The sequence below is a fragment of the Bacteroides sp. OF03-11BH genome (genome assembly GCF_003604005.1).
GTDB classification, from domain to species: domain Bacteria; phylum Bacteroidota; class Bacteroidia; order Bacteroidales; family Bacteroidaceae; genus Bacteroides; species Bacteroides ovatus.
Genome location: NZ_QTMW01000012.1, coordinates 1 through 19481 on the forward strand (window position 1 = coordinate 1; position 19481 = coordinate 19481).

The following is a 19481-nucleotide window of genomic DNA, read 5'->3' on the forward strand; positions in this document are numbered from 1 at the left end:
ATAATTTCCGTTACCTAAGAAGTAACAGCTGCGTATTTAGACTGGTTATCAAAGACTTAATATACTTTTCAAAGAATTCCCCTATAATTCCTGACGTAAGAATAATTCAGTCGATTTACTTTGGTACGCTCATTCAATTCAAAGCCTTTCAAGTAAATTTGTGTTGTCTTAATAGATTTATGCCCCAATGATTCGCTAATCATTTCGATAGGTACTCCCCTGTATTTAGCGGTAGTTGCCCAGGAATGACGAAATGTATAAGAAGTCACGGATGAATGGATACGTAATTTTTTAGCTAAACTCTTCAAATCATTATTAAAACGACGCAGTGTGGATTGATATTCTCTATATGCCGCTTCCCCATCCCGTTTATTTTTTCCACTTAATATATAAAAAAGATAATCCGGATGCTCGGGGAGAACAGCAGAATGCGTATTACGAAGTCGGGAAACAATACATGAAGCCGATTCTAAGATTTCTATACTCATTGGGGTTCCAGTCTTGATACGGTTGTACTTCAATATATTCCCCTCCAAATTCGACTTTTCCAGATGAGCAAGATCGGCGAAAGGCATTCCGCAAAATAAAAATAACAAATTAGCGATGGCTTGCGTCCGGCGAAGTTTTTCGGACTGCGGATCTTTATAAAGCAGCGTGTGTAATTCGTTTATAGGAATTGCTTTTTTCTGACGAGTATCTACTCCGGTAAAGACATCACGAAACAAGCGATGAATATAAGGAGCCTGATGAGTATCTACTCCCTTATTGTATATGCAACGTAACATTCGCATATAGGTGGAAATCGTGTTCAACTTCAAGCGGCAGGACATCAGATAACTGCTATACCGCTTCAAGTTCTCACGAGTAATCAAACTGAATGACACACACTCTGTTCCACAAAATATGGTGAAAGAGCGAAGTGCATTCTCATAAACATGTGCTGTGGCATAACGCCCTTCCTGACGCAAACAATTTATATAATTATTTGCACATACGGTAAATCCGTCTTTTCTCATAATTTACTTTCTATATTAATTGATTAAAATAAGTTTGATATTACGAGAAATAGAACGAATTTACAACAAAGAAGGTGATTTACGGTCGTTTTCTTATAAAGTTTTTAGTAACCTATACGATTTAATACTAAATTTGGCTATTTATCAGAAAGTGATAGTGCAAGAACTTCCCCATTGGATACTGGTTTTGTTTTCCGTATTCCACAAACATTCACGAGCCGTTAACAAGCGTTGATTCACATCCATGGTAACTACAATAAAGGAAAGTAGACGTTCGTCAGCAGAAGAATACTCACCTTTCATAGGGGAGTCCACCCGGAAAACAGGTAAATCAATTGTTCCATTTACCCCATTCCAGGTATAAAATTCATTGTAATTCTTATCTCCATGAAAGTAAGCCTTAATCATAGAATGAGAATGGATAAACTGCTCCAGCTTTTCCCAATTCTTTGTGGCTTTCTTTTTGACATCAGCCACCAGACAGGTATCTGCCAACAAATTCTGAAACTTATCTACTGAATTGATCGTATGCTTACCGTTCGGATTCGTAAAATGCTTGGTATCGGCAATGGGAGGATCGTGGGTAAATAAAATAACAGGAGTAATCGTATCAGTTCCTATTTCCTGATCGAACCATTGACGCATATATGCATCAGGCCACATTCCCATAAAAACAAACCGTACCCCGTCCTTTACAAAGGAATAATGCACCTTATCCGTTTGATAATTAAAAGTCTCCGCCGTACGTTCCATCGCAGGGCGCATCATCCGGTTGAAAATACCGGCAGCACTGGATGCATCTTTTTCTGGAGATAAAACCTTGGAATAACCTATCGCATTAGAAATATCGTGATTACCCGGTACCAGATACAAAGGAGAACTTATCGATGAATCCCAATCACTGCAAAATTGACTCCATGATGTAGTAGCAGATTGAACTCCTTCTTCCATCCGATTGGCAATATCACCCGTACAAACAACAAAATCAGGAGAACCGAATTTTATTCCTGCGCCCACCCCACTATCTTCCGGCAGCCGAGTTTCAGAAAGCAATTTGAAGGTTGCCAACATAGCACGACTTACCTCATCACTTCCCACTTCTTTTCCCCGAAATTCACGTTCAAGACCATAATGTACGTCTGAACAATATATAAAACGAAGAATTCTTCCTTCGTCTGCTCCGGCAGCGGTGCAGCTAAAAAGAAGAATTCCCGTAAATAATAAAAGGATTAGCTTTCTCATTCCTTACAATTATAATCTTACCATTCTATTTTTGTACTTAGTCCGGCAGTGGTGCTATTACTCTCACCTTGAGTGGCTTTCATCATATACCATTCAGCACCGTTATCCTTACGGGCATACGCCATTCCCTCTGTTTCTCCATTGTATTTAGGTGTTTCTCCCCAAACCTCTTCACCGGCATCCGTTAGATTCTTAAATACGTCTATGGCAGTTTCTTCCGGTGAAAGAAGCTCAATCTTCACAGATTTTTTAGCAGAGAGTCCACTTGTAAAGCCTGTAGAATAATCCGCTTGATCCGAAAGAAGCACTAAAAAACCATGAGACTGTATTTTAGTTCCTTCGGGAGCTATATAAACAATATCCCCATCATCTTTTTTAATCTTTACTCCGGTTATATCCAGTTCATGACCTGTACTATTATACAACTCAATATATTTGGGTTTATTACCATTCAACTCATTCAGCACCAATCCAGTATAATCAATACCGGAAGGTCCTTCAGGTTCCGTAACTTTATTAGCCGTTCCTTTAGTAGCTTTCAATACAACAGTCCATTCTCCCGTACCGTCAGGAATACGTGAATAACTTCCTCCCACTTCATGTTTACCTCCATCACCAAATTCCGCATCCTTATCAAATTTGTCTATATCTTTACCAGAGGGCATTTGCAAAGTGATAGAAACAGATTTAGTATTTGATATTCCTTGAGTAAAATCAACGCCTTTGACTTTCAGCAAATATGCTTTACCGGCAATGGCTGCCCCTTCCCCAAATGTATAAATAATCTCCGAAACACCTTCTTCATCAGTTTTCACCAGTTTAACGCCATTGAGATTAATTGTTGTATTGGAAGTATTATAAATCTCAATCCAATCTTCTTCACTTGCATTCCCATCGTTTCCACAAATTTCATTCAATACCAATCCTGAATAATCAATATCAGTAGGAATTTCCGGTTCCGAGTCATCTTTACATCCAACCAAAGCCAAAGCACAAAGTGTGCTCATCAGCAAAAACTTTTTCATAATCATCTTTTTTTAATTTATATCGTTATTCGCGTTTAAAAAGAAATCATTGTACGCAACTGAAATACATTAAAATCGATTCCTGAAGGCATTACTTCACTTAAAGGTTTACCTCCCTTGGTAATTTGTCCTTTAGAGTCGGCATATTTATCATTATTCATATAAATGTAATTCAGTCCAATCACCACATTACGTACAGGATACCAGTTCAACGAAGCAGAATAGCTGGTTGCCTTACCTCCTGTAATATACGCAGCCGGATCATGGAAATCATTCATATTTATATTACTGATACGAGCCGCAACTTCCAAATTCCCCCCTTTACGACGCATTTTCATTGGACCAAATTCCGCCTCATCCGGGGAGTATTGACGGTTTTCTCCCAATATCATATAAGATGCCGTAGCATACCAACCATTAAATACTGCATTTTTCAAATCAGTCTTTTGATTATTAGCACCATAGATATAGCGGGATATGTTGTTATAAATATATTCTCCATAAGTCAGTAACTTACGATAACGGAATCCCAGTTCGAAGCCTGTAGTATAATAATGATTGACATTCGAAATCTCGGCTTGCACAAATCGGCGACGGTCTACCCTGCTCTCCGGGAAAGTCCGGAAAAGAACCGTCTTATCCTCCAGCCCTGAACCGGAAGGTGTCTGATAGTTAAAGTATCCGCCGACATGAATCGTCATATCTTCATTGTAAATAGGCGACACTGCTACACGGGTAGCCAGAGCATAACCGTCATTCCCTCTATTACGCTCTTTCTGAATGATATCCACTTCCCTACCAAATACTCCAGCGGAAGCCCACCAATGTTTTCCCCAACCAGTTCCGGCAAGTCCCAGACGGCGCCCGTCAGCAAAAGCTTCCACTGCCATCGGACGTTCCGAAGCCATCAGATATTTAGAACTCGTTGTACGTTCCATACTCATCGGAACTTTAAAATTTCCCGCCTTTACAAAGAAATGATTATTAAATTTATAGCCCAGATACATATCTTTTATTTCCACTTCATTGTAAGCGAAATCCAGATCCAGTTCTGCAAACCATTTTTTGTATAAAGTGGCTTTCACACCGAAACGTGCACGACGAATACTCACCCCGTTGCTAAAACGGAATTGATTGTCATCGTCCTCCAGATCCTTGTTCGTTTTGGATGTCAGATCATCCACATTCGACGTGGGCGAATAAACCGCTGCATCCAAATAAATTCGATTATCAAACCATAAATGAAAGTTTTCATTTTTAGAAGCAAAGTGAAGTTTTCCACTCTCAAAATAAGCCTTTACAGGTATCTTACCCGATTCATCTTCCCAACCGGAAGTCGTGTTTTGTCCCCATACTGAAGTAAATGCCAGCAGACCGGCAACCAGAATCATGTTTCTTTTTCTCATATCGTATCTCTATCGTTTTGCAGGCGCAAAGTAAACGACATGGAAATACCAATGAATGACAGAGTTATTACATTTCTACAACAACAAAGGCCGCTCCCGAATAACAGGAACGGCCTTACCATTTTCATTTCAATATGATGTCAGCCTCTTTTCAAAAAGATGACATTCTGCTTATTTATACTCTGCCCAGCTCTTGATAGCTATATCATCCACACTCATCGTACAGAAGGCATTGATAAATGCACTAGCCAGACGGGCATTCGTAATCAACGGTATATTCAAGTCAATGGCAGCACGACGGATTTTATACCCATTACTTAATTCTCCGGCTGTCAGATTCTTCGGGATATTGACTACCATGTCAATCTCCTTGCGATGAAGCATCTCCAATGCTTGCGGATGTCCCTCCTCACTCGGCCAATAGACATGAGTACTTTCAATTCCATTCTCTGCAAGCGTTTTGTGTGTACCACCCGTTGCAAAGAGTTTGTATCCCTTATTCACCAACATACGGGCCGCATCCATCATATCGGCTTTCTGTTTCATTGTTCCCGTAGACAGCAGGATATTCTTCTTCGGAATACGATAGCCTACGGAAAGCATCGCTTTGAGTACGGCACAGGAAGTATCCATTCCGATACAACCCACTTCACCGGTAGAAGCCATATCTACTCCCAACACCGGATCAGCCTTCTGCAAGCGGTTGAAAGAGAATTGGGAAGCCTTGATTCCCACATAATCCAGTTCGAAGAGATTTTTTTCCGGTTTCTCCACAGGCAGACCGAGCATTACTTTCGTTGCCAGCTCGATAAAGTTGATCTTCAACACTTTGCTGACAAACGGGAAAGAACGACTGGCACGCAGATTACATTCAATCACCTTGATATCGTTGTCTTTCGCCAGATACTGAATATTAAACGGACCGGAGATATTCAAAGCCTTAGCAATCTCACGGCTGATACGCTTAATACGGCGAACAGTTTCTACATACAGCTTTTGCGGCGGGAACTGGATTGTTGCATCGCCGGAATGTACTCCCGCAAATTCGATATGCTCACTTATAGCGTATGCTACAATTTCTCCATTCTGCGCCACCGCATCCATTTCCACTTCCTTGGCGTGTTCGATAAACTGGCTTACTACCACCGGATGTTTCTTCGATACATTAGCTGCCAGTTTCAAGAAACGTTCCAATTCTTCCTGGTTGGAACAAACATTCATCGCAGCTCCCGAAAGCACATAAGACGGACGAACAAGTACGGGGAAACCTACCTCTTCAACGAACTCCTGAATGTCATCCATAGAAGTTAATTCACGCCAACGGGGCTGATCCACACCGATACGGTCAAGCATGGCAGAGAATTTCTCACGATCTTCGGCATTATCAATACTCTTGGCACTCGTACCTAGAATATTGATCTTCTGTGCATCCAGACGCAAAGCAAGGTTATTTGGAATCTGACCGCCGGTAGATACAATTACCCCATGCGGATTCTCCAGTTCCAGAATATCCATCACACGTTCAAAAGTCAATTCATCAAAGTACAAACGGTCGCACATATCGTAATCCGTAGATACGGTTTCAGGATTATAGTTAATCATGACACTGCGCCATCCCTCTTTGCGAATGGTATTCAAAGCCTGTACGCCACACCAGTCGAATTCTACGGAAGAACCGATACGATAAGCACCGGAACCCAATACGACGATGGATTTATGGTCGCCCAGATAACGCACATCATTTGCTACACCGCTATAAGTAAGATACAGATAATTGGTTTGTGCCGGGTATTCGGCTGCCAACGTATCGATCTGTTTCACTACCGGAAGAATGCCTGCCTCTTTACGGTGTTTGCGGATATAAAGAATTCCATCTTCCATATCACCTTCGTAACCGATGGCACGGGCAATCTGGAAATCGGAGAAACCTTGAACCTTAGCTTTACGGAGCAATTCGTTCGGCAAATCGGCAATCTGTTTGTGATTGTTTCCCCAACTATGCAGTTCTTCGGAAGTCTTCATAATATTCATTAACTTCTGCAAGAACCATTTATCAATCTTAGTCAATTCGTGCACCTGATCGATGGTGTAGCCGGCGCGAAACGCTTTCGAGATCACGAAAATACGTTTATCGGTCGGTTCGCGCAAGGCTTTATCAATGTCGGAAATAACCAATTCTTTGTTCTCCACAAAACCATGCATTCCCTGTCCGATCATACGAAGACCTTTCTGGATAGCTTCTTCAAAAGTGCGTCCGATAGCCATCACTTCACCCACAGATTTCATAGAAGAACCCAACTCTTTATCTACACCGTGGAATTTACCTAAATCCCAACGAGGAATCTTACATACGACATAATCCAGTGCCGGTTCAAAGAAAGCGGAAGTAGTCTTGGTTACAGAATTCTTCAGGTCGAAGAGTCCATAACCCAATCCCAATTTGGCAGCAACGAAAGCCAGCGGATAACCGGTTGCCTTAGATGCTAAAGCCGATGAACGGGAAAGGCGGGCATTTACTTCGATCACCCGGTAATCTTCGGATTCGGGATCGAAGGCATATTGTACGTTACATTCACCCACGATACCGATATGGCGGATGATACGTATTGCCAATTCCCGAAGTTTATGATACTCTTTATTGGTAAGCGTCTGTGAAGGAGCAATAACGATAGACTCACCGGTATGAATACCCAGCGGATCGAAGTTTTCCATATTACAAACGGTGATACAGTTATCGAAGCGGTCACGTACCACTTCATATTCCACTTCTTTCCAACCGCGTAGTGATTTCTCCACCAATACCTGTGGGGAGAAAGAGAATGCTTTTTCTACCAGCACATCCAGCTGTTGTTCATTATCACAGAAACCGGACCCCAAGCCTCCTAACGCATAAGCAGCACGAACAATCACCGGATAGCCCAGTTCTTTTGCTGCGCGACGTGCATCTTCCGCATTTTCTACGGCTTCACTCTTGATGGTTTTTACATTGATCTCATTCAATTTCTGAACAAAAAGTTCACGGTCCTCGGTATCCATAATGGCCTGTACCGGAGTACCCAACACTTTTACATTATATTTTTCAAGAATACCTTCTTTATACAATGCTACTCCACAGTTCAGAGCCGTCTGACCACCGAACGCCAGCATAATACCTTCCGGTTTTTCTTTTTGGATCACTTTCTCTACGAAGTACGGAGTCACCGGAAGAAAGTAAATTTGATCTGCCACTCCTTCGGAAGTCTGCACCGTAGCAATATTCGGATTGATAAGAATGGTTTCAATACCCTCTTCTTTCAAGGCTTTAAGTGCCTGTGAACCGGAATAGTCAAATTCACCAGCCTCACCGATTTTCAGGGCACCTGAACCTAATAGCAATACTTTCTTTATATTTTCTTTCATTGTTACAATAGTTTTACAAATTCGTCGAACAGGAATTCCGTATCCGTAGGTCCACTCGCAGCTTCCGGGTGGAATTGCGCAGAGAACCAGGGATTCTTTTTATGTTTGATTCCCTCGTTGGACCCATCGTTCATATTGATAAACAACGGTTCCCACTCTGCACTCAACGTATTATTGTCTACGGCATAACCATGATTTTGTGAAGTAATGAAACAACGTTCCGTACCTATCATACGCACCGGCTGATTGTGGCTACGATGTCCGTATTTCAATTTATAAATCTTGGCTCCGCCCGCTTTTGAAAGCAACTGGTTACCCATACAGATGCCGAAGATAGGCAGTTTCTCATTTACCATCGCCTTCCGTATATTCTGTACCGCAGCATCACAAGTATCCGGGTCACCCGGTCCGTTGGAGATAAACAACCCGTCAAATTCGAGTCCGCTATAATCATAATCCCAAGGTACACGGATCACTTCTACATTACGTTTCAGCAGACAACGAATAATATTTGTCTTTACACCGCAATCTACCAGGATAACCTTCTTAAATTGAGAATTGAAAGTTGAGAATTGAGAATTAAGCTGCGCATAGGAACTATTTACGGAGAAAGTTTGTGAAGTTCCGGCAGAAAGATAGCAAATAATCTCTTTGCAAGATACACGATCTACATAATTGACGCCTGCGTATACTGCTTCAGGCACATTATCCGGTTCATCATCGAAAACGATTTTTCCCATCATTACTCCATGTTCACGAAGAACCTTAGTCAGCTCGCGCGTATCAATGCCTGTGATACCGGGAATCTGCTCGCGTTTCAACCAGTCACCGAGACTTTCCACCGCATTCCAGTGGCTGTATTCATAAGAATAGTCACTTACGATAATCGCTTCCGCATGGATTTTCTCACTTTCCATGAAAGTGGCAAGTCCATTCGGTTCGATGGTAAAAGGAGGAACACCGTAGTTGCCTACCAGAGGATAGGTAAGCGTCATCAACTGTCCGGCGTATGAAGGGTCAGTAAGGCTCTCCGGGTATCCGGTCATGGCAGTATTAAAAACTACTTCGCCTGCCACCGGCTTCTCGTAGCCAAACGACTTACCGGAAAACCGGCTCCCGTCGTCAAGGATTAATGTCACATTTCTCATTCTTATTATTGAATCGTTGTATGGTTGTTAGAATTGATACATTTGTTCTATATAGTCGATGAACGCCCGGTTCACCATTTTCACACCTCCCGGTGTAGGGTAGTTACCGCTAAAATACCAGTCGCCTTTATGATGCGGACAAGCCTCGTGCAATCCCTCCAACGGTTGATAGACAATTTCCACTTTCGCCTTTGTTCCCTTGGGAGTCAGCAGTTCCACCATCTTGGCAGAGATTTCCTCATCGGTGAACGGAGCATAGATATTCTTCACATAGTTTATCATCTGCTCTTTCGGCAGTCCCACCTGATCTTTCGATTTACGGTAGGCAGCCGCAATCACATCTTTCATATCCCGCTCCTTTAAAAGTTCGACAGCAGCTCGGAAAGCGATAAACTCACTCATCTTTGCCATATCGATACCGTAATAGTCAGGATAACGCACTTGCGGAGAAGAAGATACTATCACAATCTTCTTCGGACCGAGACGGTCGAGAATACCGATAATACTTTGTTTCAACGTAGTACCACGCACAATGCTGTCGTCAATAATCACCAGATTATCAACACCGGGTACCAGACTTCCGTATGTAATGTCATACACATGGGCTGCCAGATCATTACGACTGTTTCCTTCGGCAATAAACGTACGGAGTTTGATATCCTTGATCGCCACCTTTTCGCTACGGATGCGGCGGGAAAGAATGACTTCCAGTTCCTCCATATCCGGATGATGCCCTAATGCAGCAATTTGCTGCACTTTCTCCTCATTCAAGTAATCGTCCAGTCCCTGCAACATTCCGTAGAAAGCCACCTCCGCAGTATTGGGAATAAAAGAAAAAACCGTATGATCGATGTCATTATTGATAGCTTTCAATATTCTCGGAACCAACTTTTCACCCAACCGTTTCCTTTCCTTATAAATATCGACATCACTCCCACGGGAGAAATAGATACGTTCGAAAGAACAGGCATGATTTTCGCGCGGCTTGTTAATTTGCGAAGTACGGATTTTACCTTCTTTGCTGATTAACAATGCTTGCCCCGGTTGCAATTCTTTGATTTCCTCAAACGGAACATTCAAAGCAGTCTGGATCACCGGACGTTCGGAAGCAAGAACAGCTATCTCATCATCCTGATACCAGAATGCAGGCCGGATTCCCCACGGGTCGCGGATGGCGAAGGACTCGCCGCTCCCGGTCAATCCGCAGATCACGTATCCCCCATCCCATTCGCGGCTGGAAGTGCGCAACACGTTTGCCAAATCAATATATTCTTCTATATAATGAGTGATTCCCATGCCCGTAAGCCCCTCGGCTTCGGCAAGATTGAATACACGCTCCACTTCACGATCAAGACGGTGTCCCACCTGCTCCAACATGATATATGTATCGGCATATTTACGCGGATGCTGACCAATGGCAGTGATACGGGCAAATATCTCGTCCACATTTGTCATATTGAAATTTCCGCAGAGGGCCAGATTCTTGGCACGCCAGTTATTTCTTCTTAAAAATGGATGCACATAAGAGATTCCGGATTTTCCCGTAGTGGAATAACGAAGATGTCCCATATATACTTCACCGGCAAAAGGCAAAGTTCGTTTGGCATACGCTGCATCGTGCAACTGTTCGGGAGTGAGATCCTTAAAATTGTTTTGAACGTTTTCAAAGATTTCCGTAATGGCTCCGGAACCTAAAGCGCGTTCACGAAACATATATTCTTCACCCGGATTTGCTTCCAGTTTCACACATGCCAGTCCCGCACCTTCCTGTCCACGATTATGCTGCTTCTCCATCAACAGGTAGAGTTTATTAAGACCATACATCCATGTCCCGTACTTTTTCTCGTAATACTCTAACGGTTTGAGCAAGCGTATCATGGCAACGCCACATTCATGTTTCAATTGTTCCATCTCTCTATATACTAGTTACTACTTAAAGTTACTCTACTGTTACCGACTTCGCCAGATTTCTCGGCTGATCCACATCCATCCCTTTGCATACCGCAATGTGGTAAGCAAGAAGTTGCAGAGGTACCGTAGTAATTAACGGATCGAGACATTCGATTGTTTCAGGAAGTTCGATACTACAGTCAGCGATTTTGCTGATAACGGTATCTCCTTTCGTCACAAATGCAATCACTTTTCCTTTCCGTGCCTTAATCTCCTGAATATTACTTAATACTTTCTCATACAACCCATTCTGGGTAGCAATCACCACTACCGGCATTTCCGCATCAATCAGGGCAATCGGTCCATGCTTCATCTCCGCAGCCGGATAACCTTCGGCGTGAATATACGATATTTCTTTCAATTTCAATGCACCTTCCAGAGCAACGGGATAACTATATCCGCGTCCCAGGTAAATAAAATTATGCGCATAAGTGAAAGTTTTCGATAACTCCGCCAAAGTATCATTCAATTCCAACACCTCTTTCATTTTTTCCGGAATATGATTTAACTCCTGTACGATTGAAAGAAAATACTGTTCGTCAATGGTTCCTTTCGCTTTGGCAAGTGTCAATGCCAACATCGCCAATACAGTAACCTGTCCGGTAAATGCTTTGGTAGAAGCCACCCCGATTTCTGGACCCACATGAATATATGAACCGGTATGAGTGGCACGGGGAATAGAAGAGCCGATCGCATTGCAAATGCCATATATAAATGCCCCGCGGCTTTTCGCCAATTCCACAGCAGCCAATGTATCTGCCGTCTCGCCACTCTGGGAGATTGCTATCACCACATCCTGCCCGTCAATCACCGGATCACGGTAGCGGAATTCGGAAGCATACTCCACTTCCACCGGTATGCGGCAAAAACTCTCAATCAGATGCTTACCGATCAGTCCGGCATGCCAGGAAGTTCCGCAAGCAACAATAATAAACCGTTTGGCATTCAGCAGCTTTTCCCGGTGATCTATCACAGCAGAAAGCACCACATTATCAGCTTCCACATTGATACGTCCGCGCATGCAATCACGAATACAATCGGGCTGTTCGAAAATCTCTTTCAACATAAAGTGCGGATATCCCCCTTTTTCCAACTGACCGAGGTTGAGTTCCACCTTCTTTATTTCAGGTATCATTTCGACATTGTTCAAGTTGACTACCTTCAACTCCTTCCCCAGATTCAAAACAGCTATTTCCCCGTCTTCCAGATAAACCACTTTATCAGTATATTCTACAATCGGAGTAGCATCTGAAGCAAGAAAGAACTCATTCTCTCCAATCCCCACTACCAATGGACTGCTCTTACGGGCAGCAATAATCTCATCGGGATGCTCCTTATCAAGAATCGCAATCGCATAAGCACCAATTACCTCCCCTAACGCCAACTGAACAGCCGTCAACAGACTGACCTGATTAGTGACTTTCATGTATTCTATTAATTGAACGAGGACTTCGGTATCTGTACTACTTTTAAAAATATAGCCTTTGGCTTGAAGTTTTTCTTTGAGAACGGCGTAGTTTTCAATAATACCGTTATGAATGAGAGCGAGCTTTTCGGAAGAAGAGTAATGAGGGTGGGCGTTAGCAGAACAAGGTTCCCCGTGAGTAGCCCAACGGGTATGGGCAATTCCGATTGTACCGGAAATATCTTTCTGTGTGACGAAATTTTCAAGATCAGAGACTTTTCCTTTCGTCTTATACACATTTAACTGTTGGTCATCACTAATGATTGCTACCCCCGCGCTGTCATATCCACGATACTCCAGTCGCTTCAGCCCTTTGATAAGGATAGGGTAGGCTTTTCGTTTACCAATATAGCCTACTATTCCACACATATTATGATATTTTTATTTCGCCTGCAAATATACACATTACAAATAACATAAAGACAACAAAAAGCATATTTATTTGACAGAAACGCATAAAAAAGTTGCAAACACATCAAAAAGTTAAATAATATATTATTTTTAGCTCAAAAAGAAACAAATTACAATCAGCTTCAAATAAGGATAAATAAGCTAACAAATTAAAAGCAAATTTCCTGTTTTTAATAACAAATTAAAAGAATAAAGATTCCTATTCTCATTTCGCGTCACACAAAAGCTAAATTTCACTATCATTTTGAAATTAAAATATTAACTTTGCCAAACAATTTGATACATCAAACAGGTATTATCATACAATAAAGCTAGTAAGAATGAAGAAACAAGAACTTTTTAACAACGTAACAGAAGGATTCCCTTACCAACGACAGCCCCAACAGATGGGCTTGTACGATGCGGCATACGAACACGATGCCTGCGGTGTCGGTATGCTGGTTAACATTCATGGAGAAAAGTCACACGACATTGTTGAGTCGGCTTTAAAGGTATTAGAAAACATGCGCCATCGCGGTGCCGAGGGTGCGGATAACAAGACCGGTGACGGTGCAGGTATCATGCTTCAAATTCCGCATGAGTTTATTTTATTACAAGGTATTCCTGTCCCCGAAAAAGGACGGTACGGCACAGGGTTATTGTTTTTACCGAAAAACGAAAAAGACCAGGCAGCTATTCTAAGTATTATTATTGAAGAAATTGAAAAAGAAGGACTCACATTGATGCATTTGCGCAATGTGCCCACCTGCCCCGAAATCCTGGGAGAATCGGCTCTGGCAAACGAACCGGACATCAAACAAGTGTTCATCACCGGATTTACGGAAACGGAAACTGCCGACCGGAAGTTATATCTGATCCGGAAAAGAATCGAAAATAAAGTCAGATTGTCATCTATTCCGGCAAAAGACGATTTTTATGTTGTGTCACTCTCTACCAAAAGTATTATATATAAAGGTATGCTTTCATCATTACAGCTGCGCAACTATTATCCGGACCTGACAAATAGCTATTTTACCAGCGGACTGGCATTGGTGCACTCTCGTTTCAGTACCAATACATTCCCTACATGGGGATTGGCACAGCCGTTCCGTCTGCTGGCACACAACGGTGAAATCAATACTATCCGTGGTAACCGAGGATGGATGGAAGCCCGTGAAAGTGTACTCTCCACTCCCACTTTAGGTGATATAAAAGAAATCCGCCCGATTATACAACCGGGTATGAGCGACAGTGCTTCTCTGGACAATGTACTGGAGTTCCTGGTGATGTCAGGATTGAGCCTGCCACATGCCATGGCTATGCTCGTGCCGGAATCTTTCAACGAGAAGAACCCGATCAGTGAGGATCTGAAATCATTCTACGAATACCACTCCATCCTGATGGAACCGTGGGACGGACCGGCCGCACTACTATTCAGCGACGGACGATTTGCCGGAGGTATGCTCGACCGCAATGGCCTGCGCCCTGCCCGTTATCTGATTACTAAAAACGATATGATGGTAGTGGCTTCGGAAGTCGGTGTTATGGATTTCGAACCGGGAGACATCAAAGAAAAAGGTCGCTTACAGCCCGGCAAAATCCTGCTGGTGGATACGGAAAAAGGCGAGATCTACTATGACGGCGAACTGAAAAAACAGTTGGCTGAAGCCAAGCCTTACCGCACCTGGCTATCTACCAACCGAATCGAACTGGATGAACTGAAAAGCGGGCGCAAAGTTCCTCATCACGTAGCAAACTACGACCGGATGCTTCGTACTTTCGGCTACTCCAAAGAGGACATCGAAAGGCTGATTATGCCGATGGCAAGCACCGGAGCAGAACCGATCAATTCAATGGGTAACGATACGCCACTCGCCGTACTTTCAGATAAACCACAGTTGCTTTACAACTATTTCCGTCAGCAATTTGCACAGGTAACCAATCCGCCCATTGATCCCCTTCGTGAAGAACTGGTGATGTCATTGACGGAATACATTGGAGCAGTCGGTATGAATATTCTGACGCCCAGTGAAAGTCATTGCAAAATGGTACGCCTGAATCATCCGATTTTAAGCAATACCCAACTGGATATTCTTTGTAATATCCGGTATAAAGGCTTCAAAACAGTCAAACTACCCATGTTGTTTGAGGTTACAAAAGGGAAAGCCGGACTGCAGGAAGCACTGACCCATCTTTGTAAAATGGCGGAAGAATCCGTGACGGAAGGTGTAAACTACATTGTCCTGACCGACCGTGAGGTGGATATTACCCATGCTGCCATTCCATCATTGCTGGCAGTAAGCGCTGTTCATCACCACCTGATTTCAGTTGGTAAACGGGTGCAAACAGCATTGATCGTAGAAAGTGGTGAAATACGTGAAGTGATGCACGCCGCGTTATTGTTGGGTTTCGGAGCAAGTGCCCTGAATCCTTACATGGCATTCGCTGTCCTCGACCGACTGGTAAAAGACAAAGATATTCAGTTAGATTATACCACTGCTGAAAAGAACTATATCAAATCCATCTGTAAAGGCTTGTTTAAAATCATGAGTAAGATGGGTATCTCTACGATCCGCTCCTATCGTGGTGCTAAGATTTTCGAAGCTGTCGGTTTGAGTGAAGAATTGAGCAAGGCTTATTTTGGAGGACTCGGTTCACCGATCGAAGGTATCCGTCTGGAAGAAATAGCCAGAGATGCCATTGCTTTCCATAAAGAAGGATTTGAAAGTATTAAAAATGAAGAGTTATTAAAAAATAACGGTTTGTATGCTTTCCGTAAAGATGGAGAAAAGCACGCATGGAATCCGGAAACAATCAGCACTCTGCAATTGGCTACACGACTGGGGAGTTATAAAAAATTTAAAGAGTACACCCATCTGGTAGACGAAAAAGAGAAGCCTATTTTCCTTCGTGACTTTCTGGGATTCCGTCGTAATCCGATTTCAATCGATCAGGTAGAACCGGTGGAAAACATTCTGCATCGTTTCGTCACGGGGGCTATGTCTTTTGGTTCTATCAGCAAAGAGGCTCATGAGGCAATGGCTATTGCCATGAATAAAATTCACGGACGCAGTAATACCGGTGAAGGTGGCGAAGACGCTGCCCGTTTCCAACCGCTGCCCGATGGCAGTTCTTTACGAAGTGCAATCAAGCAGGTAGCTTCCGGTCGTTTCGGTGTAACGGCAGAATATCTGGTTAATGCGGACGAAATTCAAATCAAGATAGCACAGGGAGCCAAACCGGGTGAAGGCGGACAACTACCGGGATTTAAAGTGAACGATGTGATTGCGAAAACACGTCATTCCATTCCGGGAATTTCGCTGATTTCTCCTCCGCCTCATCATGATATTTATTCGATTGAGGATTTGGCACAATTAATCTTCGATTTGAAAAATGTAAATCCACAGGCCAAAATCAGTGTGAAACTGGTAGCAGAAAGCGGCGTCGGTACGATTGCTGCGGGTGTGGCAAAAGCAAAGGCGGACCTAATTGTCATCTCTGGTGCTGAAGGGGGAACAGGTGCTTCTCCGGCTTCTTCCATCCGCTATGCGGGTATCTCACCGGAATTGGGATTGAGCGAGACACAGCAAACACTGGTTCTGAACGGACTTCGTGGCCAAGTAGTTCTGCAAGCCGACGGACAACTGAAAACCGGACGTGACATCATCTTAATGGCACTAATGGGTGCCGAAGAATATGGCTTCGCCACCTCGGCATTGATTGTATTAGGGTGTGTAATGATGCGCAAATGCCATCAGAATACTTGTCCGGTGGGAGTTGCCACACAGAATGAAGAGTTACGTAAACGCTTTCATGGACGCAGTGAATATTTAGTAAACTTTTTCACATTCCTGGCACAGGAAGTCCGCGAGCATTTGGCTGAAATGGGATTCACCCGGATGGATGATATCATCGGGCGTACAGACTTAATCGAGCGCAAGTCCGATGCCAATGACCCAAATCCGAAACATGCTTTAATCGACTTCACCAAATTGCTGGCACGTGTTGACAACAGTGCGGCTATCCGTCATGTCATCGACCAAGATCATGGAATTTCTGCTGTAAAGGATGTAACCATCATCGATGCCGCACAAGAAGCTATCGAACATGAGAAAGAGATTTCTTTAGAATATACGATTGCCAATACAGACCGTGCAATAGGTGCTATGCTTTCCGGAGTAATCGCCAAGAAATATGGTGCCAAAGGATTGCCGGAACATACGCTGAATGTAAAATTCAAAGGTTCGGCAGGTCAATCTTTCGGAGCTTTTCTCGTACCGGGAGTTAACTTTAAACTGGAAGGTGAAGCGAATGATTACCTAGGTAAAGGATTGAGCGGCGGGCGTATCTCCGTATTGCCTCCTATCCGCAGCAATTTCGAAGCCGAAAAAAATACAATCGCCGGTAATACCTTGCTTTATGGCGCAACAAGCGGTGAAGTATATATCAACGGCCGTGTAGGAGAACGTTTCGCTGTTCGTAACTCCGGCGCAGTTGCCGTCGTAGAAGGCGTGGGTGACCATTGTTGCGAATACATGACCGGAGGTCGTGTGGTAGTCCTCGGACAAACCGGACGTAACTTTGCAGCCGGTATGAGTGGCGGTGTAGCTTATGTATGGAACAAAGACGGCAACTTCGATTATTTCTGTAACATGGAAATGGTGGAACTGTCACTCATCGAAGAAGCCAGCTACCGGAAAGAGTTGCACGAACTAATCCGCCAGCATTACCTCTACACAGGCTCGAAACTGGCACGCATCCTGCTCGACAACTGGAATCATTACGTAGATCAATTCATCCAAGTAGTGCCCATCGAATACAAAAAAGTACTGCAGGAAGAACAAATGAGAAAGTTACAACAAAAAATTGCAGATATGCAAAGAGACTATTAGATTTACAATTTGACTATTTACAATTTACTATTTGAATGTATAGTATAGTCTGTAAATAGTCAAATAGCAAATGATAAGATAGTCTAGAAATAGTAAATCGTCAAATAGTAAATAACAAGATGGGAGATCCTAAAGCATTTCTAAATATACCTCGACAAGAGGCGGGATACCGCCCTGTAAACGAGCGAATCGCTGACTATAGTCAGGTAGAACAGACTTTGAATACAAACAGCCGTAAATTGCAGGCGTCACGCTGTATGGATTGCGGTGTACCTTTCTGTCATTGGGCATGCCCGATAGGAAATAAACAACCGGAATGGCAGGATGCATTATACAGGGGAAAATGGAAGGAGGCATACGAAGTATTGTCGTCTACTTGCGATTTTCCTGAATTTACAGGACGTATTTGTCCTGCTCTTTGCGAGAAATCGTGTGTGTTGAAACTTTCCTGCGATCAGCCGGTGACTATTCGCGAGAATGAAGCAGCTATCGTAGAAGCGGCTTTTCGTGAAGGATATATACAAGTAAAGACGCCGGAAAGAAACGGAAAGAAAGTGGCGGTGATTGGTGCAGGTCCTGCTGGATTGGTGGTGGCTAATCAGCTGAATTTAAAAGGATATAGCGTTACTTTATTCGATAAGGATGAAGCGCCCGGAGGATTATTACGATTCGGTATTCCTAATTTCAAACTGGATAAAAATGTAATTGACCGACGGATGAAGATATTGGCTGCAGAAGGAATACAGTTTGAGATGGGAGTAGAAATAGACGTTAATCATTTACCGGAAGGATTCGATGCTTACTGCATCTGTACCGGAACCCCCACTGCACGTGACTTGAGTATTCCGGGACGTGAACTGAAAGGGATTCATTTCGCACTCGAAATGCTGGCACAACAGAATAGGATTCTGGCAGGACAGACTTTCCCGAAAGACAAGTTGGTAAATGCCAAAGGCAAAAAGGTTCTCGTGATAGGTGGCGGAGACACTGGTTCCGACTGCATCGGAACCAGTGTGAGACAGGGAGCCGTCAGTGTCACTCAAATCGAAATCATGCCGAAACCTCCTGTCGGCTACAATCCGGCTACTCCTTGGCCACAATGGCCGGCAGTCTTCAAAACGACTTCCAGCCATGAAGAAGGTTGTACACGCCGCTGGTGCCTGGCTTCCAATCAGTTCCTCGGAAAGAATGGAAAAGTGACAGGTGTAGAAGTGGAAGAAGTAGAATGGATTCCGGCAGCAGATGGCGGACGTCCCACAATGAAACCAACAGGGAAGAAGGAAGTCATCGAGGCTGATATGGTATTATTGGCGATGGGATTCCTGAAACCGGAACAACCCAAATTTGCAAAGAATGTATTTCTTGCCGGTGATGCCGAGACGGGTGCCAGCCTGGTGGTACGCGCCATGGCGGGAGGACGAAAGGCTGCTGCGGAAATAGATGCTTATCTGACGAAATAGCTTTGCAGTAAGGAAAAAGCAGAAGTTTGATTAGTACTATCCGATTCGTTCCACCATGGTCGAACGAAAGAAACACCCAGGTAGAACG

General features: G+C 43.4%; 10 protein-coding genes. 2 read left to right on the forward strand and 8 right to left on the reverse strand.

Annotated elements, in window-relative coordinates; all coding sequences use genetic code 11:
* Positions 1 to 68 precede the first annotated feature (68 nt).
* The 8 genes from DXA54_RS11145 to glmS all read right to left on the reverse strand — a co-directional run bounded on the left by DXA54_RS11145 (position 69) and on the right by glmS (position 13020).
* Positions 69 to 1016, reverse strand: coding sequence for a tyrosine-type recombinase/integrase (locus DXA54_RS11145; RefSeq protein ID WP_004317894.1), 948 nt, complete (start codon positions 1014 to 1016; stop codon positions 69 to 71).
* A gap of 144 nt (positions 1017 to 1160) precedes the next feature.
* On the reverse strand, positions 1161 to 2258 hold the full coding sequence (locus DXA54_RS11150) for a metallophosphoesterase family protein (protein WP_120079493.1): 1098 nt from the start codon (positions 2256 to 2258) through the stop codon (positions 1161 to 1163).
* A gap of 17 nt (positions 2259 to 2275) precedes the next feature.
* Positions 2276 to 3283: a lamin tail domain-containing protein gene (locus tag DXA54_RS11155; protein ID WP_243647652.1), complete on the reverse strand. Its 1008-nt coding sequence runs from the start codon at positions 3281 to 3283 to the stop codon at positions 2276 to 2278.
* A 35-nt stretch (positions 3284 to 3318) separates the two neighbouring features.
* Positions 3319 to 4689 (reverse strand): OprO/OprP family phosphate-selective porin, encoded by a 1371-nt coding sequence (locus tag DXA54_RS11160; protein ID WP_224262689.1) that lies wholly within the window; start codon positions 4687 to 4689, stop codon positions 3319 to 3321.
* A gap of 171 nt (positions 4690 to 4860) precedes the next feature.
* A complete protein-coding gene (gene carB / locus DXA54_RS11165; protein WP_004309296.1) occupies positions 4861 to 8088 on the reverse strand; it encodes a carbamoyl-phosphate synthase (glutamine-hydrolyzing) large subunit in 3228 nt (1075 codons plus the stop codon).
* Positions 8089 to 8090: 2 nt separating this feature from the next.
* Complete coding sequence (gene carA, locus DXA54_RS11170) at positions 8091 to 9236, reverse strand: glutamine-hydrolyzing carbamoyl-phosphate synthase small subunit (RefSeq protein ID WP_120079497.1); 1146 nt, start codon at positions 9234 to 9236, stop codon at positions 8091 to 8093.
* A 27-nt stretch (positions 9237 to 9263) separates the two neighbouring features.
* Positions 9264 to 11147: an amidophosphoribosyltransferase gene (locus DXA54_RS11175; protein ID WP_004309300.1), complete on the reverse strand. Its 1884-nt coding sequence runs from the start codon at positions 11145 to 11147 to the stop codon at positions 9264 to 9266.
* Between the two features lie 28 nt (positions 11148 to 11175).
* Complete coding sequence (gene glmS, locus DXA54_RS11180; protein ID WP_008651597.1) at positions 11176 to 13020, reverse strand: glutamine--fructose-6-phosphate transaminase (isomerizing); 1845 nt, start codon at positions 13018 to 13020, stop codon at positions 11176 to 11178.
* A 362-nt stretch (positions 13021 to 13382) separates the two neighbouring features.
* Between glmS and gltB the strand changes: the two genes are divergently transcribed.
* Both gltB and DXA54_RS11190 read left to right on the forward strand, forming a co-directional pair.
* Complete coding sequence (gene gltB / locus DXA54_RS11185; protein ID WP_120079499.1) at positions 13383 to 17933, forward strand: glutamate synthase large subunit; 4551 nt, start codon at positions 13383 to 13385, stop codon at positions 17931 to 17933.
* Positions 17934 to 18052: 119 nt separating this feature from the next.
* Positions 18053 to 19393, forward strand: a complete 1341-nt coding sequence (locus DXA54_RS11190; RefSeq protein ID WP_004317887.1) for a glutamate synthase subunit beta — start codon at positions 18053 to 18055, stop codon at positions 19391 to 19393.
* Positions 19394 to 19481 lie beyond the last annotated feature (88 nt).